This window comes from Sphingobacterium endophyticum (assembly GCF_009733535.1).
Classification (GTDB): Bacteria; Bacteroidota; Bacteroidia; order Sphingobacteriales; family Sphingobacteriaceae; genus Sphingobacterium; species Sphingobacterium endophyticum.
On record NZ_SMMI01000011.1, the window covers coordinates 1 to 25,882 of the forward strand.

The following is a 25,882-nucleotide window of genomic DNA, read 5'->3' on the forward strand; positions in this document are numbered from 1 at the left end:
AATAGCCATGGAGCTCCGGGATATGATAACTGCTATTCTAATCATATTTGCAGGAGGCGACCCAGGTAAAGTTTTTAAAACATAAAAAATGGTCGGAATTTCTTCCGACCATGACTAGATTTTCACGGCCTTTTTTATTTTTAAACACTTTTTAAATAGTAAAAGGCAGAAAAATTTATAATTTTCTTGTAAAGAATACCTATTTTCAGAAAATTTATTTTGGACCGAACAAATGATTGATGAATTAGTAGCTTTTTTAGGGAGGCAAAATGCAATTGTCGCGGCATTATTTGCTGGATTATTTACTTGGGGTGTCACTGCATTAGGTGCTTCCAGTGTTTTCCTTTTTAAAGGAGTTAATAAACGCTTGCTGAATGGGATGTTAGGGTTTACCGGTGGGGTTATGATAGCAGCAAGTTTTTGGTCCTTATTGGCACCGGCAATTGAAATGAGTGCTGGGGAAGGCTTTAAGAAAGTTATGCCTTCAGCTATTGGATTTGTATTGGGCGCATTATTTATTTTTGGATTAGACAAATTAATGCCCCATTTACACCTGAACTTTCTAAAAACTGAAGGTCCAAAATCCTCTTTGCGTAGAACTACATTATTGACGATAGCTATAGCATTACACAATATTCCTGAAGGTCTGGCAGTGGGTGTCTTATTTGGAGGTGCCGCATCGGGTATTCCTGAAGCAAGCATTACAGGTGCAGTTTTATTGGCTATGGGTATTGGCTTGCAAAACTTTCCAGAAGGAATTGCTGTATCTATGCCATTAAGAAGGATGGGGTTATCGCGATGGAAAAGTTTTCAGTACGGACAGTTGTCGGCAATAGTAGAACCCATTTTTGCTGTTTTAGGAGCTTTTGCTGTAGGATTTTTTATGCCAATTCTTCCTTATGCATTATCCTTCGCTGCAGGAGCAATGCTTTTTGTTGTTATTGAAGAGGTAATTCCCGAAACTCAACAAGAAGAACATTCAGATATCCCAATCTTAGGTTTTGTATTGGGATTTGTCGTAATGATGGTATTGGATGTTGCTTTGGGGTAGGGTTACAATAGACATAAGACAAAAGACATAAGACATTAGACAAAGACATTAGACAAAAGACATAAGACATTAGAGCCGAGACAGTTGTCTAATGTTCATTGTACAAAAAATTTAAATCCCATCGGGATAATATATTTGTCAAATCCCGGAGGGATGTAATATTCAATGAATCCCGTAGGGATGCAATGTCTATAGAAATATAATTTACACCAAAGAATTCAACGCCGTAGGTGTGACATATTTTAAGTTAACGATTAAATGGTTTCCCGAGCTTTAGCTCGGGAATGACAGACGCCTCTTTTTAATATGGCCCTGTTACCCACCATATGCCTGTCATTCCTTATTGCAAGATGAGGAAACTATTTTTAAGAAGGAGATAGGAGACATAAAAAAAGCCGACTAAATATTTAGTCGGCTTTTTTGTACTATTATTTTTTTTAGTTTAAAGCTTCAATTTTAGCTTGTAATTCAGCAGACTTAGCTTCGTCGTTCATGAAATCATAATAATTTTTAAGATTTCTTAGTGCATCAACGTTTTTAGGGTCCAACTCTACAGCTTTCTCAAGATAAGGAACTGCTCTAGCAATTTTTCCTTTGATTTCTTCAACTTTTTTGTTGTAGTCAGAAGCAGGAACAGACTTGTCTTCGTTAAGTTTCATTAATTCTTCACGACCACCATTCATAATTACAACAGCCGCGTTGGTATTCGCTTCTAAGTAATTTGGGTCAATTTCTAATGCTTTTTGGTAAGAAGCTAAAGCCTTCTCAGGATTATTAGCAGCACCATTTGCTAATCCTAAATAATAATGAAGACTTTTGTTCTGAGGGTCTTTAGCTAATTGCGCTTCGATATCAGAAATGATTTTAGCCTCATTACCCGTGATCAAGTTCAATTCAATATTTTGAACTACCGCATCGTTATCATTAGGATAAGCGGCAACCGCTGCAGCAGCAGCTTCTATAGCAGCAGCAGTATCTTGTTTAGAAAGATAAAGCTTAGGAAGATCTACCATAATTGTTTTATGGCTAGAGTATTCCTTGATTGGCACCAATTCCTTATATTTTTCAATAGCTTTATCAAATTCCTTATTTTGAACAGCAGCAAGTCCTGAATAGAAGGTAAGCGTCGTATCACCAGGAAGATAAACCAAAGCATCAGAGAAATCAGTATAAGCTGTTTTATAATCTTGTTTATCCCAAGCAGCTACCCCTTGATTAAATTTGAACTGCCCTAATGTTTGACCAGCAACTTTGATGTTTTCTGCATGCTTTTTATCTGCATCTAATTCAGTAGCTTTTTTGATACCATCTTGTGCTTTTACAGCATCTTCAGCATTTTTATCAAGAGATGCTAAATTAGAATATACCAATGCATAATATGTCCAAGCTTCAGGATCATCCTTTGTTTTTTCATGTACCACAGCAGCATCTATTGCTTCTTTGGCAGCTGTAAGGTTTGATTTTCCTAATTCGGCAGAACCTGCACCTTTAAGTTCTTCAAATTTTACAATGGCTGCTTTTGCTTTTTTTACATTCCCCGATTGTGCAAATAATGCAGTGGATCCTGTTGCAAAAAGCAATCCTACAAATAATATCGATTTTTTAAAATTCATATCTATTTATTGTTTGTGTTTAATTTGTGAGTTGATTCAGTAGTAGATTTACACGATCCAATTGTGTGTCATCCCCAGTTTTCTGATAAAATAAGGCTAATGATTTTAATGCATTAATTTCATAAGGCTTAATTTCATTCGCTTTTAACAAATAATTCTGTGCATCATATTGAGATTCTTGATTATCCAAATCTTTCAGAAATGCATTTAAATTAATCAAACCAAGTGCTAGATTAGACTCATAATTATTGGGATCTAATTCCAATACTTTTTGATAATATGTTTTTGCAATTTCCAAATTATTTGCATTCTCATTTGAATAACCAGCTAGATAATTTAGTTCAATATTTTCAGGCTCTAATTTTATTGCCTGTTCAATAATTGGAACTATCGCATCGAAGGCATTACTTTTTGCATATTTGTCAATCAATGAAAATAGAAGGGATTTATCATCTGGATATTTAGTCCTTCCTTCCTCAAGAGTTGTCAGTGCCTTTTGTTTCTCAGTTTGCTGATCATAAAGGTTTGCCAATTCAAGGAATTGGGCAGCCGTCATATTTCCAGCTTCGTGAATTTTACCATAATATTTTACAGCTTCATCAAGTTTACCAGCCTTAGTCGCTAATAGGGCAAGATTATAAGTAACATCACCACTTTTAGCATCTAATGCATCAACTTTACTAAAGTCTGCAAATGCTTCATCAAACTTTTTGTTTTCTAAGAATTTATTCGCACGATAAATTAAAGCAGCAGCAAGGTTCTGATTGATATAACTGATTTCTCCAGCATAACCATCATAATCTTTCTTATCAATCTTGTTTAGAGTTTGATAAGTTAAGTCAATAGGATCTGCATTTAATTTAATAGTCCTTGTTGAATCAGCATATGCTAAAGAGCTTAGAATCATCCCTCTAAGGACATTTACTTTAGTTTTTGAGGAGTCACGCTTTGTTTTATAGATGTTATCAATTTGTTTTCTAGCATTATCTAGATTTTTGATATCACCATTCTGCGTATATAATGCAAATGCATTACCCGCTTCTTTATAAGCAGATTGGGCAAATGCATTATTAGCACCCAAGATTAACAATGCCCCAAAAGCACCTGAAATAAATTTATTCTTGTTCTTCATTATCGTTGTTAGCTGAATCATTTTCTGTTGGGTTGTCTAATCCTTCAGTTCCTTCAACTTCTAATTCTTCTTCTTCCTCTTGTCTATCAACTTTAGTAACTGAAGCGATTTCGTCGGTCTCTTTTAATGTGATTAATTTCACACCTTGTGTAGCACGACCCATCACTCTTAAGCTCTCGACACCAATTCTGATTACAATACCTGATTTATTGATGATCATTAAATCATTTTCATCAGTAACGCCCTTAATTGCAACCAATTCACCAGTTTTATCCGTCACGTTAATGGTTTTTACACCTTTACCACCACGGTTTGTGATTCGGTAATCATCAATATCAGTACGTTTTCCGTAACCTTTCTCAGAAACTACCAAAACAGTTGTTTCTTGATTATTAACACTAATCATGCCAACAACCTCGTCCTTTTCACCTGCAAGCGTGATTCCGCGAACTCCAGTTGCTGTTCTACCCATTGGTCTTACTGTGGATTCATTAAATCTAATCGCACGACCTGATTTCAATGCCATTACAATTTCACTTGTACCATTCGTCAATGTAGCTTCTAGTAATTGATCACCTTCATTGATATTAATGGCATTTATACCATTCGCTCTTGGTCTAGAATAGGCTTCTAAAGATGTTTTCTTAATAGTACCTTTCTTGGTACACATAATAATAAAGTTGTTCTCAAGGTATTCTTGATCCTTCAGATTTGTAACCTTGATATATGCCTTTATTTTTTCATCCTTAGGGATGTTGATGATATTTTGAAGTGCACGACCTTTTGAAGTACGGCTTCCTTCAGGGATTTCAAATGCCCTTAGCCAGAAACAACGTCCAGCTTCAGTAAATAACAATAGGTAGTTATGGGCTGACGCTGTAATAATATGTTCTGTAAAGTCTTCATCACGGGTAGTAGAGCCAATTGCGCCTTTACCACCACGACCTTGAACACGATATTCAGTTAATGGAGTACGTTTAACGTAGCTGTTATGAGATATTGTGATAACCACTTCCTCATCATCGATAAAATCTTCCATTCGAAGATCTTCAGCCGAGTGAACGATTTGAGAGCGTCTTTCGTCGCCGTATTTTTCTTTTACTTCGATAAGCTCATCCTTAATGATTTTGAATCGGAGCGATTCATCAGCTAGGATTTCTTTTAAGTAATCGATAGTTTTCATTAATTCAGCATACTCTTCTTTAATTTTGTCACGTTCTAGACCTGTTAACCTTCTTAGGGTCATATCTAGAATTGCTCTTGCTTGGATATCGGTAAGTCCAAATCTTTCCATCAAACCTACTCGGGCATCCTCAGGTGTATCCGAGTTACGGATTAATTGGATTACCTCATCTAAATGGTCTAATGCAATTAAATAACCTTCAAGAATATGAGCTCTTTTTTCAGCCTCTGCTAATTCGAATTTTGTTCTTCGGATTACAACATCATGTCTATGCTCAACGAACTCATGGATCATATCCTTTAAGTTCATCATTTGTGGTCTACCTTTGACTAGAGCAATATTATTGACAGAGAATGATGTTTGAAGTGCAGTATGTTTATATAAATTGTTTAGTACAACATTCGCATTGGCATCTCTTTTAATTTCATATACTATACGAATGTCTTTAGAAGATTCATCCCTGATTTCTGAAATACCTTCAATTTTCTTTTCTTGAACAAGATCGGCAGTTCTTTTGATCATGTCCGACTTGTTTACTTGATATGGAATTTCAGTTACGATAATGACTTCTTTTCCTGATTTCGTTGTTTCGATTTCAGCTTTAGCACGCATAACGATACGTCCTCTACCTGTTTCAAAAGCTTCCTTAACTCCATGATACCCATAAATTAATCCTCCAGTAGGGAAGTCAGGGGCTTTAACGAAAGTCATTAATTCAGATATTTCAATATCTCTATTATCAATATAGGCAATAGTTCCATCGATTACTTCAGTTAAGTTATGTGGAGCCATATTGGTTGCCATACCTACTGCAATACCAGAAGTACCATTCACTAAAAGGTTCGGAATACGGGTTGGTAATACAGTTGGTTCTTCCAGGGAGTCATCAAAGTTTAACTGAAAGTCAACAGTATCTTTATTGATGTCCGCCAACATTTCTTCGGCGATTTTTCTCAATCTAGCCTCAGTATAACGCATTGCTGCAGGAGGGTCACCGTCAATTGAACCATAGTTACCTTGTCCATCAACTAATGGATAACGTAAGGACCAGTTTTGAGCCATACGAACCATGGTGTCATATACCGATGAATCACCATGTGGGTGATACTTACCGAGTACATCTCCAACAATACGAGCGGATTTTTTATATGGTTTACCACTCGTTACCCCTAAGTCCAACATACCGTACAAAACACGTCTATGTACAGGTTTAAGACCATCGCGAGCATCTGGAAGAGCTCGAGACACAATCACGGACATCGAATAATCGATGTACGCCGCTTTCATTTGGTCTTCGATATTGATGGGGATAATCCTGTTTTCAGCAGGAACTAAATTGTTTTCGTTTTCTGTTTCTTCAGCCATTATATTTTGGTTTCAATCAATATAATATTTGTTCGTTCTATAAAAGACACGTAACAGGCGAAGATACATAAATTTTTACTGTTTTGGTACGAATTTCAGGATTAAAGATATCAACAATAAGTGCAGTTTGTTGATATTTTTTAATAGGAATGTTGTATAAACAACTTTTAAAGCAGAATAAAAATATGGTATTAAATGTCTTTTTAATTTAAGATATTTTAAACAAATATGGATTTTGTTTTAAAAATTTTCAAAAAAATTTTACCTTTGGGCATTCAAAATTAGGTCAAACGTTTGATTAAACGTTAACCTATTAATTTATAACATTTTAAAACAGTGTAATGAAACATAATTTCGGTGCAGGCCCATGTATTTTACCAAAGGAGGTTTTTGAAGAAGCTTCAAAAGCGGTAATTGATTTTAATGGTACAGGATTATCTATTTTGGAGATTTCGCACCGTTCCAAGGAATTTGAAGAAGTAGTAAATGAGACTGAAAGTTTAGTTCGCGAATTATTAAATGTTCCTACGGGCTATTCAATTTTATTTCTTCAAGGTGGGGCGAGCCAACAGTTTGCAATGGTTCCAATGAACTTACTTCCTGAAAATGGAAAAGCTTCCTATTTAGATACAGGAGTATGGGCAACCAAAGCTGCTAAAGAAGCGAAGAAAATAGGTCAAGTAGATATTGTTGCTAGTTCTAGTGATAAGAACTACAATTATATTCCAAAGGATTTTGTTATTCCTACAGATTCAGCTTATTTCCATTACACATCGAATAATACTATTTACGGTACTGAGGTTTTTGACAAACCAAAAACTGCTGTTCCTACGGTAGTTGATATGTCTTCTGATATTTTAAGTAGAACTCTTAATATTTCGGAATTTGATTTAATTTATGCAGGTGCTCAAAAAAATATGGGTCCAGCTGGAGTAACCTTAGTCATTATTAAAGATGAACTATTTGGGAAGTCTGGCCGTACGATTCCTACTATTTTTGATTACGAAGCACATGCCAAAGCTGGTTCTATGTACAATACACCTCCAGTTTTTTCAATTTATGTTTCTATGTTAAACCTTCGCTGGTTAAAAGCTAAAGGAGGAATTGATGTTATTGAACAGGAGAATATAATTAAAGCACGCACTTTATACGATGAAATCGATCGTAATCCATTCTTTAAAGGCACTGCTGCTTTAGAGGATCGTTCAAGAATGAATGTTACTTTTGTGATGGATACACCAGAATTGGAAGCTGAATTTTTAGCTTTAGCAAAAGAGCGTAATTTAATTGGAATAAAGGGACATAGATCAGTAGGAGGTTTTAGAGCTTCCATTTACAACGCATTGACCATTTCTTCTATTAATGCGTTAGTTGACACAATGAGAGAATTTGAAGAAGGAAAGAAATAAGACGTTATGAAGATTTTAGCAAACGATGGGATTGACCCAATCGGAAAAAAAATATTGGAAGATGCTGGTTTTGTAGTTGATACAAACCACATTCCTCAAGATGAATTAGTTCATAGATTAAATGAATACGATGCTGTTACGGTTCGTAGTGCAACGAAACTTCGTCAACCATTGATTGATGTTTGTCCTAATATCAAAGTTATTGGTCGCGGTGGTGTTGGAATGGATAACATTGATGTGGATTATGCGAGGTCAAAAGGAATTGCTGTAGTTAATACTCCAGCTGCTTCATCGCATTCTGTTGCCGAGTTAGTTTTCGCTCACTTGTTGAATGGTGTTAGATTTTTATATGATTCTAACCGTAAAATGCCAGTTGAGGGAGATAGCAAATTTGCGGGTCTTAAGAAAGCTTATGCTGCAGGTTCTGAACTTCAAGGAAAAGTTTTAGGTGTTGTTGGTTTTGGACGTATAGGACGTGAAACTGCAAAGATTGGGTTAGGTCTTGGTATGACTGTTATTTATTCTGATTTATTCGAAGGTCCTAATTCATTGAGCTTGAATTTTGCTGGCGGAGTATCTGTCAATGTACCTGTGGAACAAGTGGATATTGAAACAATTTTCAGAGAATCAGATTTTATTTCATTACATGTTCCATTTACGGACAAGCCAGTTATCGGTAAAGAAGAGTTTTCATTATTGAAAGATGGCGTAGGTCTAGTTAATGCATCCCGTGGAGGAGTGATCGATGAATTAGCTTTAGTAGAAGCTTTAAATTCGGGTAAAGTGTCATTTGCTGGTTTGGATGTTTTTGATGATGAACCGACTCCAAGAGTTGAAATTTTGAAACATCCTAAAATATCCTTAACGCCACATATTGGAGCTGCAACGAATGAAGCTCAGGAAAGAATAGGAGAGGAATTAGCTCAATTATTGATTGAAAATCTGAAGAAGTAATTCTTCCGCATTATAATATATGCGGCACAAAAGCTTTTATTTGCATTTGTGCCGCTTTTTTTGTTCAAAAGACTTATATTCACACCCTCGTAAAAACATATAGTTAATAATAGATATGAAAATTCTAAAATTCGGTGGAACATCCGTAGGAAGTGCTGAACGTATCCAAAGTTTAACGGATATCGTTAATCCCACAGAGCGTCAAATTGTTGTTCTTTCAGCAGTTGCTGGAACTACTAATGCATTGGTTGAAATCTCAAAAGCATATTTAAATGGTAAGAAGGATGAAGCCAAAGAATTAATCAAGGAACACAAGAATAAATACGAAGCTTTAATCAAGGACCTTTTCAGCACAGAGATCGGATATAAGCAGGGTAAGGAATTAATAGATTATCATTTTAATTTAATCGCCTCATTATCAAATGACCTTTTTACTCCAACCGAGGAGAAAATTATTTTGGCACAAGGTGAGCTTATGTCTACGACTTTATGGCATTTTTATCTTGCTGAAAAAGGTGTTAAATCGGTGTTATTACCTGCATTGGATTTTATGAAAATCGATGAGGATAATGAACCTATAGTACCATATATTAAAGAAAAACTGGAGGCAATCCTAGCTGAACACCCTGAAAATAGTTTATTTATTACCCAAGGATATATCTGTAGGAATTCGTTTGGTGAGATTGATAACTTAAGAAGGGGAGGTTCTGATTATACGGCTTCATTAATTGGAGCTGCTATTCAGGCGGATGAAATTCAGATCTGGACAGATATTGATGGGATGCATAATAATGATCCAAGGATTGTTAAAAATACGACTCCAATTGCAGAATTGAGTTTTGATGAAGCTGCAGAATTAGCTTATTTCGGTGCAAAGATTCTTCATCCTCAAAGTGTTTTCCCTGCGCAAAGATATAATGTTCCCGTTCGTCTATTGAATACAATGGATCCCAAAGCATTTGGTACATTGATTTCGCAAAATGGTGGAAAAAAAGGAGCAATTCGTGCAGTAGCGGCAAAGGATGATATCACGGCTATTCATATCCATTCCTCTAGAATGTTATTGGCATACGGCTTTTTAAGAAAAATCTTCGAAATCTTTGAACGTTATAAAACACCAATTGATATGATTACAACTTCTGAAGTTGCAGTTTCCTTAACAATTGATGAAACAAAGAACCTTGAAGACATTATCAGGGAAGTTGAAGATTTTGGAAAGGTAAGTGTAGACAAGGATCAAACCATTATTTGTGTGGTTGGAGATTTTGGTGCGAATACCCATGGATATGCAGCACGTGTTCTAGATGCTGTCAAACACCTCCCATTAAGAATGGTTTCTTATGGAGGTTCTGATTATAATGTTTCCATGCTTTTAGATTCAGAACACAAAGTAGAAGCTTTAAGATCATTACATAATAGAATTTTTTAGTAAAAATGAACATACATCAAATTAACTTAAACCAATTAAAGGGATTTGAAACACCTTTTTATTACTATGATTTAGACTTGCTGAACGAGACTTTGTCCAAGGCAAAATCTGCAGCTGATAAAAGAGGATTTCATGTTCATTATGCATTAAAGGCAAACTTTAATGACCGGATTTTGGGGTTAATTCAGGAGAAAGGCTTTGCAGCGGATTGTGTAAGTGGTAATGAGGTTCAAAAATCTATAGAGGCTGGATTTTCAGCAAGTCAAATTACATTTGCAGGGGTAGGGAAGTCTGATAAAGAGATTGTCCTAGCTTTAAAACATCAAATTTTTGCTTTCAATGTTGAATCGATTCAAGAATTACTGGTGATTAATGAATTAGCTAAAGAAAATGGGGTTAAAGCTCAAGTATCATTAAGAATTAATCCAAATGTTGATGCCCATACCCATCATTATATTACAACAGGTTTAGATGAAAATAAATTTGGTGTACCAAATTCTGAGTTAGAGAAGGCGGCTGCCGTCTTACGAGGATGTGAGCATTTAGAATTATTAGGATTACATTTCCATGTAGGGTCTCAAATTACCGATATTAATGTTTTCAAAAGTTTATGTGTTAAGGTAAATGAATGGAAGAATTGGTTTGAGGAAAGAGGAACCGCAATTAAGGTTTTAAATGTTGGTGGTGGATTAGGTGTTGATTATTATGAGCCTGATGCACACCCATTTGCTGATTTTGAAGCTTATTTTGAAGTTTTTGATAAGTTTTTAGAAAGAACAGCCCAACAAGAGGTTCATTTTGAATTAGGACGAGCATTGGTTGCACAATCCGGAAGTTTAGTTAGTAAAGTTCTCTATACCAAGAGTGGAGTTAAAAAGAACTTTTTAATATTAGATGCTGGAATGACGGAATTAATGCGCCCGGCATTATATCAAGCTTACCATAAGATTGAAAAATTAGGGACAAGTGAAAATGATAAATCATTGAATTATGATGTAGTGGGACCAATCTGTGAGAGTTCAGATTGTTTTGGCAAGGAAGTTTCACTTCCTGAATCAGAACGCGGTGATTTTATCGCCATCCGTACTGCAGGGGCATATGGAGAGGTGATGGCTTCAAGGTATAATCTCCGAGAGGAAATCAGATATGTCTATTCAGATCAGATATAAAAAAAGCCTGCAATTTAAATTTAATTGCAGGCTTTTTTCTTTAATCTATTTTTCTTCACTTTTATTTAGAAAAACGAATTGTCCATCAAAGGCATCGAGTTCAATTATTGAATCTCTGGATATTTTTCCTGAAAGAATTTCCTTAGAAAGTTCATTTAGAATCCTTTTTTGAATGACCCTTTTTAGAGGTCTCGCACCATAAATAGGGTCATAACCTAATTGTGCTAACCAATCTAAAGCTTCCTCTGAAGCAGTTAGAAATATATTTTGTTCAGACAATTGTTTTTGAACTCTATTGAATTGCATTCTTACAATGTCCCCAATTTCATCCCTAGACAATGGTGTAAACATAATTACTTCATCAATTCGATTTAAGAATTCAGGTCGAATTGATTTCTGTAATAAATCTAAAACTTCATCTTTTGTTTTTGCGACTACTTCATCTCGATTATCATCATTCAATTTTGAGAAATTCTCTTGAATGATATGTGACCCTGTATTCGAAGTCATAATAATAATCGTATTTTTAAAGTTGACCACTCTTCCTTTATTATCAGTCAAATGACCATCATCCAATACTTGCAATAATATATTGAAGACATCAGGATGGGCTTTTTCAATCTCGTCTAAAAGAACTACAGAATATGGCCTACGTCTAACCGCTTCTGTTAACTGACCACCTTCATCGTAACCAACATATCCTGGAGGCGCTCCAATTAACCTAGACACAGCATGTCTTTCTTGATACTCAGACATGTCAATTCTGATCATTGCTTGTTCGTCATCAAAAAGATATTCTGCCAATGCTTTTGCAAGTTCCGTTTTACCAACACCTGTTGTTCCTAAGAAAATAAATGAACCTATCGGTCTCTTAGCATCACTTAATCCTGCTCTAGACCTCCGTATAGCATCTGCAATAGCTTCAATTGCTTCATCTTGACCAGCAACTCTTTTATGAAGTTCTTCCTCTAGGTTCAATAATTTTTCTCTTTCGGATTGGATCATTTTACTGACAGGTATTCCTGTCCATTTAGACACGACATCGGCAATATCCTCAGAAGTTACTTCTTCTTTGAGCATTCGACTGCTATCTTGTTTTTCGGAAAGCTCTTTTTTCAAGCTGTCCACTTTGTCTTGAGCTTCTTTGATTTTTCCGTACCTCAGTTCCGCTACTTTTCCGTAATCTCCGGCACGTTCGGCTTGTTCTGCTTCGAGTTTATAATTCTCGATGTTTTGAGCTTCCTGATTTACTTGATCTACAAGTGTTTTTTCCGATTGCCATTTAGCACGTAAAGAATCTCTCTCATTTGCAAGATTTGCAATTGTTTCAGAAAGTTCTGAAACTTTTTTCTCGTCTTTTTCTCTTTTAATTGCTTCACGCTCAATTTCAAGCTGCATAATCCTACGCTCTAGTTCATCAACAACTTGAGGAACAGAATCCATTTCCAATCTTAATTTCGAAGCAGCTTCATCAACTAAATCGATAGCTTTATCAGGCAAGAAACGATCTGTTATATATCGTTGGGATAATTCGACCGCAGAAATAATAGCTTCATCTAAGATTCGAACTTTATGGTGAGTTTCATAACGCTCTTTCACTCCGCGAAGAATGGAGATGGCATCTTGAGTATCTGGTTCTTCAACCATTACCTTTTGAAACCTACGCTCTAAAGCTTTATCTTTTTCAAAATATTTTTGATATTCATTTAATGTTGTTGCACCAATTGTCCTCAGCTCACCACGAGCAAGTGCAGGTTTAAGTATGTTTGCAGCATCCATTGCACCCTCACCACCTCCGGCGCCAACTAGTGTATGAATCTCATCAATAAATAGAATAATTTCTCCATCACTATCAGAGACTTCTTTTACAACTGCTTTTAACCTTTCTTCGAATTCTCCTTTATATTTTGCTCCAGCAACGAGGGAACCCATGTCTAACGAGAAAACCGTTTTGGTCTTTAAATTTTCAGGAGCATCACCTTTAATTATTCTATATGCAATTCCTTCGGCAATGGCAGTTTTACCAACACCAGGTTCACCGACAAGTATGGGGTTGTTTTTTGTTCTTCGAGAAAGAATCTGCATTACTCTTCTAATCTCTTCATCTCGGCCAATGATAGGGTCTAATTTTCCTGATTCTGCATACTCATTCAAGTTTCTAGCATATTTATTTAAAGCATTGTAAGTTGCTTCAGCATTTTGATCAGTTACTCTTGAGTTCCCTCTCAATTCTTTTATAGCCGTTTTTAAATCTTTTTCAGTGACCCCCTGATCTTTCAATAATGTAGCGACTTTATCTCCAGATAATAGCAATCCTAAAAGGATATGTTCAATAGATACGAATTCATCATTGAATTCTTTCAGGAAAGATTGTGCTTTTTGTAATACTGCGGTTGCACTATTGCTTAAATAAACATTGCTGCCACTTACCTTAAGATACGATTCAATTATTTTATCGACTTCCTGGGAGAGATAGCTAATGTTTACATTTAATTTTTTCAGTAAATGGCCAATCACATTTTCATCTACTGTAAGTAAAGCTTTCATGATATGCGCTGGCTCAATTGCTTGTTGCTGGTGGCCAGAAGCAATTTCTGAAGCTTTTTGTATGGCCTCTTGGGCCTTTATTGTAAAGTTGTTAAAATTCATATTAAAGTTAGTTTTTAATGTGATAATAAGTTAACAAAAGGAATGCCTTTTGGGTTTTTTAAAATTTAACTGTTAAAATGACATGTTTATTTAGTGTTGTAGTGTCAATTTGGCTGTTTCTATTTTGTAATTTAGAAATAATAGCTTGTAGCTCATTGTATTAGGGTTTAGACTACATTATTAAGAATAAAATGCCTTGGATAATTCATGTGAAGTTTACATATTTGCATCGTTTTACAGCAAAATGCCTCCTTAGCTCAGCTGGTAGAGCAACTGACTTGTAATCAGTAGGTCATTGGTTCGATTCCGATAGGAGGCTCAAAAATACTCTTTCCTTAGATTTATCATTCCCAATTTAATTACTCATCACCCATAGCTATTTAAGGTTTACACGTTATCATTTTCTCTACTGAGTTTATCTCCATATTGTTTTATCATTTTATGATTTAATTTACAAATAATGGTTTACAACTACCTGTATTCCCAATTTTTTATGTCTATGATTTTTTTTATTTCTGAATAAGACAATACTGGTCTGACTTTGGTTTTGCTCGTGTTTTAGTCGTGAATGGTCCGCACCTTGCTTGGACCTTTTCCACAGCTCGTCCGCTCACAAGCGGACGAGGTCCGGATTATATCAAAATGAGCTGCGGATGAGACACGAGCAAAACACGAGCAAGACTAGAATGAAACCAAAACTATTTTTTAGAATACATAATGAAATCGGGTCTAACCGGATACCGATAAAACAATAAGAGGCTTTCTAAAAAGCCCTTAAAAAAACAACCCCGCCATTTCTTAATGGCGGGGTTGTTTCGGAACAGATGCTATTTTTTATTTTAACATCATTGCCTCTTTATGATTTAATACCTGTTTAAATGTCGGAGTTCCATTTTGAAGAATTGCTTTATGGTGAGGTGCGGGAATTAGAATCTTGACTTCATATTTTTCTAAGGGTATAAAAAAAAGTACACCATGTTGCAAAAAGTTCTCATCAATTATTTCAGTAAACTTTTCAGCTTTCTCGTTCAACCGTTTTAATGATTCTAATTTTTTGATCACCTGTTGCATAGTTATTTTTCTTCGTGAAATACTAATATTGGTACTTTTGAATGAAATGCAAGATTATTACTGATACTGCTGTTAAATAATCTGTCAAAGAAATTTCGATTTCTTTTAACGACCCCTAATATATCAATATTGTTTTCAAGAATATAATTCGCAATTGTATTTTCTATTGATTCAACTTCGTCCAGCAATACATAGTTTATTTCAGCATCTGGAAATTCCTTTTGCCAAGCTTCCGTTTGAAAGAGTACATCAGCGACTCTATCGTTATGTAAAACATGTAAGCAATCGATTTTTGCATTAACAGCCTTTGCCATTAATAACATTTCTTTTAATGCGGGTTTATCTTTATCACGGAATAGAGTTGTGAAAACTGTTCTTTTTATCCCTTGGTAAACTGCATGTGGTGGCACTGCCAATACAGGATTTTGAATAGACTTAATTACGTTAACCGTATTTGTTCCAATAAGTTTGGACAGAAATCCTGATTCACCATGGGTTCCCATAACAACAAGATGGATTTTTTCACGGTCAACGATATTTTTTACAACTGGAGCAACAGGACCTTCTTCGAACAAAAAGAGCAATTCCACATCCTGCATGCCTTTTTCCACAGCTATATCACGTAATTTCTGCGTTTTCTTTTTATAGATTTCAAATTGATTGAGTTCAATTGTTTGATAAACTTCACCTAATAGTTCTGGTTGCCCACCGTGCGTCGCTGATAATACAGGTTCTAAATATGTATAAAGAACATAAATTTTTGCATCGATTGATTTGGCAATATGTAATGCATAAAGGAATGCATTATTAGCGATTTCAGAAAAATCTGTAGGAAATAAGATGGCTCTCATAGTCGTTAATTTTGTGTTTGTTAAATTTACCAATATTTAGGTAAGGAATTAATGACCTTAATCATTATTTTATACCAACTGTAGCATGAATTTGTTTTATTACGTTCATAGATTAAATGAATATTAAGTACGTAAAAAATATGAATAAAGCGTAGCTTCATCTATAATTTTTTAATAAGAAGAAATTGAGAAAGACGTAGGTGGGAATTTTTAAAAAATATCTCAATAATAGTGTTCCGTTGACTTTAAGAAGTGCTTTGGAGCAATGTGCTATGTCAAATTCTGAAAAGAGTAAATCTTTTCTTTACAAAAAATTCTATGGATATATCATGGCAATTGTGATTCGTTATATGAAGCATGAAATGGAGGCTGAGGAGATTTCAAATGAGTGTTTTGTAAAGGTTTTCAATAAGATTGATTCATTTTCATTGCATGATGATCCTAATGTATTGGAGAAAACATTTAAATCATGGATTGCAAGGATTGCTGTAAACACCTCGATTGATGCTCTAAGGGTTAGAAAACAAATGTATATGCTGGATGATCTAAGTAGTAGCGATACGATTCATTATTCAGTAGAAAATGGAAGCAATCTCGAATATGAAGATATGTTACTCTTGATACAACAGCTACCGGATATTCAACGTTCAATTTTCAATTTATATGAAATTGAAGGTTTTTCGCATGAAGAAATAGGGAAGGAACTTAATATTCCTGAAAGTACCTCAAGGACATATTTGACAAGGGCTAAACAAAAGCTCCGCAAATTGTATTTGAGTCAAATTGATATAGAAAATATAAAATCCTGATTCGTTTAGAAAATGGAAAAGAAAAATAAAAATGATATTGTAGATCAGATCATCGAGCGGATGAAATCCATGGATGAACTTCCTTATAAGGAGGGCTCATGGGAGAATTTCCAAAGAAATTATGATCCTGTAGTTCCTAAAAGAAACAAAACTTTCTATTGGGCAGCTAGCGCTGCAGCAATACTGCTTTTGGGTTTCTTTGTTGCCAAAAATTGGTCAATTCAAGAACCTGTTCTTGATAGTAATATTCAAGTTGCCAAACAAGATTTAAATATTAAGGGGAATAAACCAACTACTGATGAAATTGGTTCAGGGTCAATTTTGGAATCTAACCCATCTCATGTTGAGTTGAAAAGTTCATTTCAAGATATCAATCAATTGAATAATTCTCTTGCTTTCAGCGAAGATAAGGGGGGCAATTATGCAGAAACCAATCAAACTCTTAATTTGTCAACTTTAAATACAGGAGCTGTTGGAAATCATTCCCTGATCATGCTTCCGAGTACCCTGGATTTAAAGCATTCAAACAATTATCGATCAAATTTACATTCTGATAACGAAGCATATTTAATTTCAGGAAATAACATCAATCAAGAATTAGCATATAATACCCAAGAAGCTAAAAATGGGCAAGAGCCAGTTTTAAAAAATAGACAATTCAATTTGAAAGAAAAGTTTGATTTAGGCTTATTTGTTTCTCCTAATTCTACCAATGACAAGTTTAATTTTGGAGGAGGTTTATTATTGGCATTTAATGTAAATAAACATTTAAGCGTTCGAACTGGACTAGCCTACAATAGGTATGATGTTTCAATTATGAAGGATCCGGTAGCAAACGCTGAAACACCAGTTGTTGCTAGTAAGGATGCCATTCAAAAAATTACTGCAAATGGATTAACTCAACAGTATATGGGTAGCAATGCTTTGATTTTACCGAATGTAAATGCAATTACGGGAAATGTTCAGGCTTTGGAAATTCCTTTAGATATACGGGTGAAATCTAAAGATGGGTTTTATGCATCTTCAGGAATTACTTATGCAGCAGTTTTCAATCAGAATAGATATACGCATTATGTAGAAAACGCGAACAGCGAACTATTTGGCAATGGACTTCCTGAGAATGAAACTGATGTTAAAACTGAAGTTCAGCAAATTTCAAGAGCCATTAAAACAGAAGATGAGAACGTTAATACTAATGGCTTTGGAGGTTTCGTCAATTTTTCAATTGGTAAAGAAATGAAGATGAATAAGAATCTTAATATTTCTGTTGAACCCTATTTAAAACTACCTGTAGGAAGTTTTAAAAGGGCTGATATGAATTACACAAATGGAGGGATTAGAATAATAACAAATTTTTAATTAAATCTGATCGATTCTAACCCAAGACATTCCGGCAGAAATAGCACCCTGTACTCCGGGTTCACCATCTTCAAATACTAAGCAATCTTTCGGGTCGATCTGCAAATGTTGTGCTGCTAAGAGAAACGGTTGGGGAGAAGGTTTTCCTTCAGGAGTGTCTCCAGCACAGACTAAAGTTTCAAATTTTCCAATTACATCAATTACTTCCAGCGTAATATTTAATGTAGAGCGAGTTCCTCCAGAAACAATTCCAATTTTTCGGATATCTACAAAGTCATAAAGTACCTGTCTCACAAAATCGACAGGTTTTGTTTTTTGTATATACTGCTCAATAAAAATTGCGGATTTTCTTTTTGCAAATTCGTGTCGATCCAATTTCACTGCATATCGGTTTGAAATTTCATCAGCCACTGAAACAGTAGGCCAACCAGCAGTTTCATCAATAATATTTGGATCTAATAGGATACCATATTCACGGGCAGTTTCAACGTAAGCAGCTTTATGAGCATACATATTATCTGCCAATGTACCATCTACATCAAATAAAAGGGCCTTGAATGGGGTTGCAATTTCTTTAAGTCTCAGGTATTTCTCAAAATTCTCTTGGGTCATTCGGCAAAAATAAGAAAGTCTCCAATTAATGGAGACTTTCTGTGGTTAATTATTTTTAACAGTTTTTCGTCGTTTCAATTCTTTCATTATCAATCCTAGTTCACGACCGGTTTGACCACCTACTGAGGTGTTTTCTTGAGCCCTGCGAAACAGATAAGGCATAACGGCTTTAACTGGTCCATAAGGCATATATTTTGCAACATTATATCCAGCAGCAGCTAAATTAAATGATAGATTGTCAGACATTCCTAAAAGTTGTGCGAAAAATACATTTGCTGTGTTATGTGGGATATTTCTGTTTTCTAATTCTTCAGCTAAAATCCTACAACTTTGCTCATTATGTGTTCCTGCCATCAACCCAATTCTATCAATATGATCTAGACAAAAGTGAATTGCTTCATTATAATCTGTATCAGAAGCTTTCTTATCCGGTTGAATAGGAGATGGGTATCCATTTTCTTTGGCTCTTTCTCTTTCTATTTCCATATAAGCACCACGTACAATTTTAGCTCCTAAATGGAAGTCCTGAGTTTTCGCATATGCGAAATCAGCTTTCAACGATGCTAATTTATCATGGCGATACAATTGATAGGTATTATAAACAATTGGCCTATCATGATTGTATTTTTCCATCATTTCTCTAGCTATGTCATCAATAGTATCTTGTATCCAGGAATGCTCAGCATCAACTAGTACTCGAATATTTCCATCATAACAAGCTTTACAGATTCTATCACATCTATTTAATAATCGATCGTATTCTGCTTTTTCTTCATCATTTAATGCTTCTTTAGCATCAATTTTTGCAAGGAGATCAAATCTTCCGAGTCCGGTAGGTTTGAACACACAAAAAGAAATTAAAGGATTATTTTTTGCAGCCGCGACAGTTCTTAGGATTTCTTGGCAGCAATCATCAAAGCTTTTTTCTGATTCTTCACCTTCCACAGAATAATCAAGAATAGTAGTTACATGTCCTTTGCCAAGGTCTTGAATTGCTTTATTGCAATCTTCGATACTTTCCCCGCCGCAGAACTGTTTATAAATAGTGTTTTTGATAATTCCCTGGATTGGAAGTCCAATATTTAGAGAGAAATTTGTGATTGGTGTGCCAATTTTGATCAATGCATTGCTGGCAACCATTTTAAAAAGCCAATAAGCTTTATTCAGATCCTTATCGGTTTTACCCTGAAAGGCAATTTCTGTGTTGTTAAAGTCAAGCTTTAAGGGTGAAGCTATGTCCATATTACTTTAATTTGATGCGGGTAAAATTAGGCTTTTTTTTGAATAAAAAACAAGGTATTATCGTAAATGCTCATGAATAAAATTACTTTTGTTTATGCAAACGTTTACATTAGAAGGAGACTATATCCAATTGATCCAATTACTGAAAGTCATGAATTGGGTGGAGCATGGAGCCATGGCTCAATGGGTAGTAGAAGAAGGTCTTGTAAAATACAATGGTCAAGTGGATTATAGAAAAAGATTAAAAGTGAAAGTAGGGGATTTGGTAGAGTTTGACGGGAATAAGGTTAAAATAATTTAGGAAGAAACCTCCTGTAAAATATCTGTCTACAATTATAAATAACCGATTACATTCAGAAAAAAAATCTATCTTTAGGTAGAAATTAAATATGAAAAAGATAAATAGTTTAGGATACGAAGTTGTTTTCGATAATGATTTAAATGAATTACAATCCTTCCTAATTGACCATGATTATTCACAGCTTTTGATATTAGTAGATCGCAATACCAATGATCACTGTTTGCCAGTCATACAAGCAGCAATTCCGGATATTGTTGATTATGATATTATTGAGGTTGACCCTGGTGAGGAGAACAAGAACATAGATTTTTGTATAGGAGTCTGGAAGACTATGTTAGATTTTGGTGCAGATAGGAAAGCATTAATGATCAATCTAGGTGGTGGGGTTGTAACTGATATGGGAGGCTTTGCTGCTTCAACCTATAAAAGAGGGATTGACTTTTTGAATGTTCCTACCACTTTATTATCTCAGGTTGATGCTTCAGTTGGTGGGAAAACGGGAATTGATTTAGATAATGTTAAAAATATAATAGGTACCTTTTCGCAACCTAAGGCTGTTTTTATCTCGAATAAGTTTTTAGAAACCTTGGATGATAGACAGGTTTTGTCGGGATTTGCTGAGGTTATCAAACACGGTTTAATAAAAGATAAAGATTTATATAACCGCTGTAAGTCAGTTGAATTACCATTGATACCTGAGGGCTTAGTTTACGATTCAGTCGTAATTAAGAATAATGTTATTCTTGAAGATCCTACAGAAAAAGGATTACGAAAAATTTTAAACTTTGGACATACTATTGGACATGCAGTTGAAGGGTATTCTTTGGTTAATGATGTGAATCCTTTATTGCACGGTGAAGCAATTGCAATCGGAATGATTTGTGAGGCCTACCTTTCTTATAAACTTAACAATTTAGAGAAGGCCGAATTAGACGAAATAGTTTCATTTCTGAAGAGTAAATACCCAAGCTATAAATTGAACTCAGCAGTTTATCCTGAGCTTTTGGAATTGATGAGGAATGATAAAAAGAATGAGGGTAGTAAATTGGGGTTTGCTTTATTAAGGAATATCGGAGATTGCGATTATAATAAATATGTCGAAGAAGATTCGATTATTGAAAGTTTAGATTACTACCAATCACAAACAAAATAAATCTAATGAAGAGAATTTACATACTAGCTTTGATTAGCTGTTTCAGCATTTGTTTTGCATTTGCTGCGAATATTGTTAAACCCAAAAAAGTTTTGGTATTTACAAAGACGGCGGGTTTTAGGCACGATAATATAGAGGAAGGGGTAAAAGTTCTTTCGGAATTATTAAAGAAAGAGAATATAGGCATGTTTCATACTGAAGATGCGAATGTTTTTTTGGCTGATTCATTAAAGAATTTTGATGCAGTTTTATTCTTTAGTACTACAGGTACTATTTTAGATTCAGCTCAAAAAGTAGCCTTTCAGAATTTTTTGAAGTCAGGAAAAGGTTTTATGGGTGTACATGCAGCGACTGATACTGAGTATGATTGGCCTTGGTATAATAATCTAGTTGGTGCTTATTTCGCAAGCCATCCAGCAGTTCAAGAAGCAAAAATTGATGTAGTTAATAGGAAGCATTTAGCAACCAAACATCTTCCAAAGGTATGGAAGCATAAGGATGAGTGGTATGATTTTTCAAATGTAAAGCCTGATCTTAAGATTTTAATGACCTTAGATGAAACTTCCTATAAAGATGGGAAAATGGGAGAATTTCATCCGATTGCTTGGTATCAAAAGTTCGAAGGAATTAAAATGTTCTATACTGGACTGGGGCATACAAAAGAATCCTTACATGAAGAGAATTTCCAAAAACAGCTAATAGGTGGACTTCATTATGTCTTAGGATATTAATTGAGATTCGATAAAAATAATTTATAAAAGAGGCAGCAGCCTCTTTTTTTTTGTTGTAAACATTTTGTTGCATAAAACTCTTGTTTATTAAAAATATTTCATAAATTAGTTTTAATTGTAAACTGAAATCTAAAATAAAGTTAATTCCACCTGTCATTATATATTCTATTTTTAATTGATGGGGATGTTGATTTTAATAATTGAAAGTGTTTTTTGTACACTTTGAATCTAATTTAAATACCAATAATTAGTGTCAATTTTGACAAAACTTAATAACTAATAAACTAATAACTTTAACTAACAGCTTATGAACCACAATTACTTATCCCCAACAAAAAAACCAACGTAATATTCTATTGCATTTTAATTATTAAAATGTAGCAATTCCTAATTGGGGTTGTTTAGGGTTTAAAATTTATCTTTTTTAATCCATGGCATTGCTATGCCAAAAAAAAAATAAATCATCTAAAAATTAAACTAATAATTTAACTAACTAACAAATTCTATTATGGGAAGATCAATGAAATTCCATAGCAGTTCTTTTATTCCCAAAAGATTGCTAAAAAATGGTCTTTTGATCTCGATGGGATTACTCGCGATGAGTAATACCTCAGCATCAGAATCATCAATTTGGAATAAAATCGCTATGCATCCGCTTTATGCTATGCAAAGTCCAGTAAGAGGTAAGATTATAAACCAGGCCACCCAGGAGCCAGTTGCTGGAGCTACAATAAAGATTGTAGGAAAATCTTCAAGTACATCATCAGATGTTTCAGGAAATTTTGAAATTGACGCTCAACCTAATGACATCCTAGAAATTACATACGTTGGGTATTCATCGTCCAGGTATACGGTTACGACAAGCACCCAGCCAATAACTATTTCACTTTCTGAAGATAGCAGCAATCTTGATGAAGTTGTCGTTACGGGTTACGGAACACAACGTAAAAAGGATTTAACTGGTTCGGTTGCAGTTGTAAACGTGTCCGAATTAAAATCTCAACCTGCAGGTAGTGCTGTTGAAGCGCTTCAGGGAAGAGCAACCGGGGTTCAGATTGTAAATGATGGTGCGCCTGGATCGACTCCTCAAATCCGAATTCGTGGATATAGTACAATTAACAACAACGAACCATTATACATTATCGATGGTGTGCCATTTGAAGGCAAGTTAAGTTGGTTGAATCAGAATGATATTGAATCCATGCAGGTATTGAAAGACGCTTCTGCGGCTTCTATATATGGTGCGCGTGCGAACAATGGTGTTGTGATTGTGACCACCAAAACAGGTAAATCTGGAAGAACCAACATCACCTTAGATGCCTATGCAGGAGCAGGAGTTCCAAATAAAGGTTCATTTCCAAAAATGTTAACGCCACAACAGCTTTTAGATATTGATAATAAGTTTAATGGAACTAATTTGCAGCTGCAGGATTATTTGTTAGCTGGTTCAAAAACGAATTGGGATGTGACACCTGCAGATGCCGATATGTCTAAGTATAATTATTTTGCAAAGGATCGTTCATCATTCTATCAAATTACAAAAGCTAATAAGGCTGGTACAAATTGGTTTAATGAGTTGTCACAAACTGCACCTATTCAATCCTATCAATTAGCAGCAAATGGAGGAAATGAAACCTCGCAATACGCTTTTTCAGGAGGATATCTAGATCAAAAAGGTAGCTTAATACATACAGGATTCCGTAGGTATAATGCAAGAACTAACACGCAATTTAATGCTTTTGATAAAAAATTAAGATTTGGTGAAAACCTATCCTATGCTTATACTGAAGGCTATGGTATGGGTGTAAATCCTAACACAGCAGGTGGTTATCAGGGTGAGGGATCGGTACTTGGATTTGCATACCGGATCCAAAACATTATTCCTGTATATGATGAAGGAGGAAATTTTGCAGGATCTTTTGGTAAGGATTTAGGAAATGGGCAAAATCCTGTAGCTATGGCTTTCCGCGCAAAAGACAACATGAATAGATCAAACTTCTTTTTCGGAAATGCATTTGCAGAATATGATATTATACCCGGATTAACACTAAGAACTAATTTTGGTTTGCGTTATGAGAATTATAACGGTGTAAGTTATAATTATCCTAATCCTGAATTCTCTGAAGGTAGCTTTAATAATGGTATGAGTGAATACCATGGATATACTACAGAATGGACATGGACGAATACCTTGAATTATAAGCCAAATTTGGGTGATGACCATAGTTTGAATGTTATGGTAGGTACCGAGGCAATTAAAAATAGAAATCGTGGTATTGATGGTAGTAGAAATGGTTACTTCATTATGAATAGTTTAGATTACCTATATCTAAATGCAGGTAGTTCAAACTTTAATAATAATGGTTCCGGATCAATTGGTAGCATGTTCTCTTTAATGGGTAAAGCAGATTACGCATACAAAGACAGATATTTATTGAGTTTAATTGCTCGTAGGGACGGTTCCTCGAATTTTGGTACAAACCATTTATATGGGGTATTTCCAGGGGTAAGTGCTGCTTGGCGTATTTCACAAGAAGAATTTGCAAAAGGAGCAGAATGGTTAACCGACTTAAAACTTCGTGCAGGTTACGGTGTTACGGGTAATCAACGTATTCCAGGATTCCAATATTTAAATCGTTATTTAGCATCATTAACTCAATCTTCATATCCAATTAATAATGGTGTGGTTAATGGTATTTGGCAAAACTCATATGCCAATCCTGATATTAAATGGGAGCAAGTTAAATCCTTAAACTTAGGTTTAGATTTCACAGTATTAAATGGAGATTTGGATGGTTCCATTGATTGGTTTGATAAGAAAACTACAGATATGTTGTTTTTGGTACCACTTCCGGCAGCGGCAGCTGGTAGGGCAGCATCTCCTTATCAAAATATTGGTGATATGAGCAACAAAGGTATAGAGTTCTCATTGGGATACCATTATGGTCACAGACAAGAGAAACCGTTCACTTTAGATCTTTCAGCCAATTTCTCAAGATATGTAAACAAGGTTGAAGAATTAGCACCAACTGTATCACAGGTGAATTACGGAGCCTTCAGATCGATGGAAACTTCAATTTTACAGAAAGGCCAACCATTTGGTTCATTCTATGGATATCAAGTAGTCGGTATTTATCAAAGCGATGCTGATGTGCAAGGTTCTCCATCATATGAGTTTGCAAGACCGGGAGGTTTAAAATATGCAGACATTAATGGAAATGGTGAAATTGATCCAGGAGATAGAACAATCATTGGTAATCCGCATCCGGATTTTGTTTACTCCTTTAACATTAATGCAACGTATAAAGACTTTGATTTACTATTATACTTCTATGGTTCTCAGGGTAATGACTTGTATGAGGCAACACGATACTTTACAGATTTCGGGGTATTTAGAGGTCAGAAAAGCGTACGATTATTAGATGAGTGGAGTCCAACCAATACAGGAAGTAATATTCCTTCGTTACCAAATCCGAATGGTGATATAAGTGCAATGGAGTATGCAACCTCAAGTTATTACATTCAAGATGGTAGTTTCTTAAAACTGAAAAATTTTCAACTAGGATATAATATCCCAGCGAAGAAATTATTTGGAGAGAATACATCCTTTACAAAATTGAGACTTTATATGGGGGTAACCAACCTATTTACAATCACTAAATACGAAGGATTGGATCCAGAAGTGACAGCAACACCTTCTGACTATCCAGCATTGGGTGTTGATTTTGGGGTTTATCCGCAAGCGCGTCAGTATACATTTGGGCTTAATTTAGGATTTTAATAGTTGAGAAATTTAATT

General features: G+C 35.0%; 19 protein-coding genes and 1 tRNA gene. 12 read left to right on the top strand and 8 right to left on the bottom strand.

Features of this window, described 5'->3' with window-relative positions:
• Nucleotides 1–232 precede the first annotated feature (232 nt).
• Nucleotides 233–1,051 carry a ZIP family metal transporter gene (locus E0Y80_RS13805; protein ID WP_156308259.1) on the top strand — a complete coding sequence of 273 codons (819 nt, stop codon included), beginning with the start codon at nt 233–235 and terminating at the stop codon, nt 1,049–1,051.
• A gap of 437 nt (nt 1,052–1,488) precedes the next feature.
• On the opposite strand, the gene E0Y80_RS13810 is transcribed toward E0Y80_RS13805, so the two are convergent.
• Genes E0Y80_RS13810 through gyrA form a run of 3 tightly spaced genes read right to left on the bottom strand, consistent with a single transcriptional unit; the run spans nt 1,489 to nt 6,344 of the window.
• On the bottom strand, nt 1,489–2,664 hold the full coding sequence (locus E0Y80_RS13810) for a tetratricopeptide repeat protein (protein WP_156308260.1): 1,176 nt from the start codon (nt 2,662–2,664) through the stop codon (nt 1,489–1,491).
• A 19-nt stretch (nt 2,665–2,683) separates the two neighbouring features.
• Complete coding sequence (locus E0Y80_RS13815; protein WP_156308383.1) at nt 2,684–3,796, bottom strand: tetratricopeptide repeat protein; 1,113 nt, start codon at nt 3,794–3,796, stop codon at nt 2,684–2,686.
• Nucleotides 3,780–6,344, bottom strand: coding sequence for a DNA gyrase subunit A (gyrA, locus tag E0Y80_RS13820; RefSeq protein WP_156308261.1), 2,565 nt, complete (start codon nt 6,342–6,344; stop codon nt 3,780–3,782). The genes E0Y80_RS13815 and gyrA overlap by 17 nt, the downstream gene beginning before the upstream one ends.
• A gap of 341 nt (nt 6,345–6,685) precedes the next feature.
• Here gyrA and serC point away from each other — a divergent pair, with 341 nt between their 5' ends.
• The 4 genes from serC (at nt 6,686) to lysA (ending at nt 11,305) form a co-directional block, all read left to right on the top strand.
• The gene (gene serC, locus E0Y80_RS13825) at nt 6,686–7,753 is read left to right on the top strand and encodes a 3-phosphoserine/phosphohydroxythreonine transaminase (protein ID WP_156308262.1); all 1,068 of its coding nucleotides are present in this window, start codon (nt 6,686–6,688) and stop codon (nt 7,751–7,753) included.
• 6 nt (nt 7,754–7,759) lie between these two features.
• Nucleotides 7,760–8,707 carry a D-2-hydroxyacid dehydrogenase gene (locus E0Y80_RS13830; protein WP_156308263.1) on the top strand — a complete coding sequence of 316 codons (948 nt, stop codon included), beginning with the start codon at nt 7,760–7,762 and terminating at the stop codon, nt 8,705–8,707.
• A 115-nt stretch (nt 8,708–8,822) separates the two neighbouring features.
• Nucleotides 8,823–10,136, top strand: coding sequence for an aspartate kinase (locus tag E0Y80_RS13835; protein ID WP_156308264.1), 1,314 nt, complete (start codon nt 8,823–8,825; stop codon nt 10,134–10,136).
• A 5-nt stretch (nt 10,137–10,141) separates the two neighbouring features.
• On the top strand, nt 10,142–11,305 hold the full coding sequence (lysA, locus tag E0Y80_RS13840; protein ID WP_197091605.1) for a diaminopimelate decarboxylase: 1,164 nt from the start codon (nt 10,142–10,144) through the stop codon (nt 11,303–11,305).
• A 45-nt stretch (nt 11,306–11,350) separates the two neighbouring features.
• Here the strand turns inward: lysA and clpB are convergent, their stop codons facing one another.
• Nucleotides 11,351–13,954 (bottom strand): ATP-dependent chaperone ClpB, encoded by a 2,604-nt coding sequence (gene clpB, locus E0Y80_RS13845; RefSeq protein WP_156308265.1) that lies wholly within the window; start codon nt 13,952–13,954, stop codon nt 11,351–11,353.
• 246 nt (nt 13,955–14,200) lie between these two features.
• On the opposite strand from clpB, the gene E0Y80_RS13850 reads away from it, so the two are divergent.
• Nucleotides 14,201–14,273 (top strand) — tRNA-Thr (locus E0Y80_RS13850).
• 515 nt (nt 14,274–14,788) lie between these two features.
• Here the strand turns inward: E0Y80_RS13850 and E0Y80_RS13855 are convergent.
• Both E0Y80_RS13855 and E0Y80_RS13860 read right to left on the bottom strand, forming a co-directional pair.
• On the bottom strand, nt 14,789–15,016 hold the full coding sequence (locus E0Y80_RS13855; protein ID WP_197091606.1) for a hypothetical protein: 228 nt from the start codon (nt 15,014–15,016) through the stop codon (nt 14,789–14,791).
• 11 nt (nt 15,017–15,027) lie between these two features.
• On the bottom strand, nt 15,028–15,876 hold the full coding sequence (locus E0Y80_RS13860) for a universal stress protein (protein ID WP_156308267.1): 849 nt from the start codon (nt 15,874–15,876) through the stop codon (nt 15,028–15,030).
• Between the two features lie 200 nt (nt 15,877–16,076).
• Between E0Y80_RS13860 and E0Y80_RS13865 the strand changes: the two genes are divergently transcribed.
• Nucleotides 16,077–16,685, top strand: a complete 609-nt coding sequence (locus E0Y80_RS13865; RefSeq protein ID WP_156308268.1) for an RNA polymerase sigma factor — start codon at nt 16,077–16,079, stop codon at nt 16,683–16,685.
• Between the two features lie 12 nt (nt 16,686–16,697).
• The gene (locus E0Y80_RS13870; RefSeq protein ID WP_156308269.1) at nt 16,698–18,044 is read left to right on the top strand and encodes a hypothetical protein; all 1,347 of its coding nucleotides are present in this window, start codon (nt 16,698–16,700) and stop codon (nt 18,042–18,044) included.
• Here E0Y80_RS13870 and E0Y80_RS13875 read toward each other — a convergent pair whose 3' ends face one another.
• Nucleotides 18,045–18,656, bottom strand: a complete 612-nt coding sequence (locus tag E0Y80_RS13875) for an HAD family hydrolase (protein ID WP_156308270.1) — start codon at nt 18,654–18,656, stop codon at nt 18,045–18,047. It abuts the gene before it with no gap.
• Nucleotides 18,657–18,701: 45 nt separating this feature from the next.
• Nucleotides 18,702–19,898, bottom strand: a complete 1,197-nt coding sequence (locus tag E0Y80_RS13880) for a proline dehydrogenase family protein (protein ID WP_156308271.1) — start codon at nt 19,896–19,898, stop codon at nt 18,702–18,704.
• A gap of 94 nt (nt 19,899–19,992) precedes the next feature.
• On the opposite strand from E0Y80_RS13880, the gene E0Y80_RS13885 reads away from it, so the two are divergent.
• The 4 genes from E0Y80_RS13885 (at nt 19,993) to E0Y80_RS13900 (ending at nt 25,864) form a co-directional block, all read left to right on the top strand.
• Nucleotides 19,993–20,199, top strand: coding sequence for an RNA-binding S4 domain-containing protein (locus tag E0Y80_RS13885; protein ID WP_099370971.1), 207 nt, complete (start codon nt 19,993–19,995; stop codon nt 20,197–20,199).
• Nucleotides 20,200–20,287: 88 nt separating this feature from the next.
• The gene (gene aroB / locus E0Y80_RS13890; RefSeq protein ID WP_156308272.1) at nt 20,288–21,352 is read left to right on the top strand and encodes a 3-dehydroquinate synthase; all 1,065 of its coding nucleotides are present in this window, start codon (nt 20,288–20,290) and stop codon (nt 21,350–21,352) included.
• A gap of 5 nt (nt 21,353–21,357) precedes the next feature.
• Nucleotides 21,358–22,083, top strand: a complete 726-nt coding sequence (locus E0Y80_RS13895; RefSeq protein ID WP_156308273.1) for a ThuA domain-containing protein — start codon at nt 21,358–21,360, stop codon at nt 22,081–22,083.
• A 508-nt stretch (nt 22,084–22,591) separates the two neighbouring features.
• A complete protein-coding gene (locus E0Y80_RS13900) occupies nt 22,592–25,864 on the top strand; it encodes a SusC/RagA family TonB-linked outer membrane protein (protein WP_156308274.1) in 3,273 nt (1,090 codons plus the stop codon).
• Nucleotides 25,865–25,882: the final 18 nt, after the last annotated feature.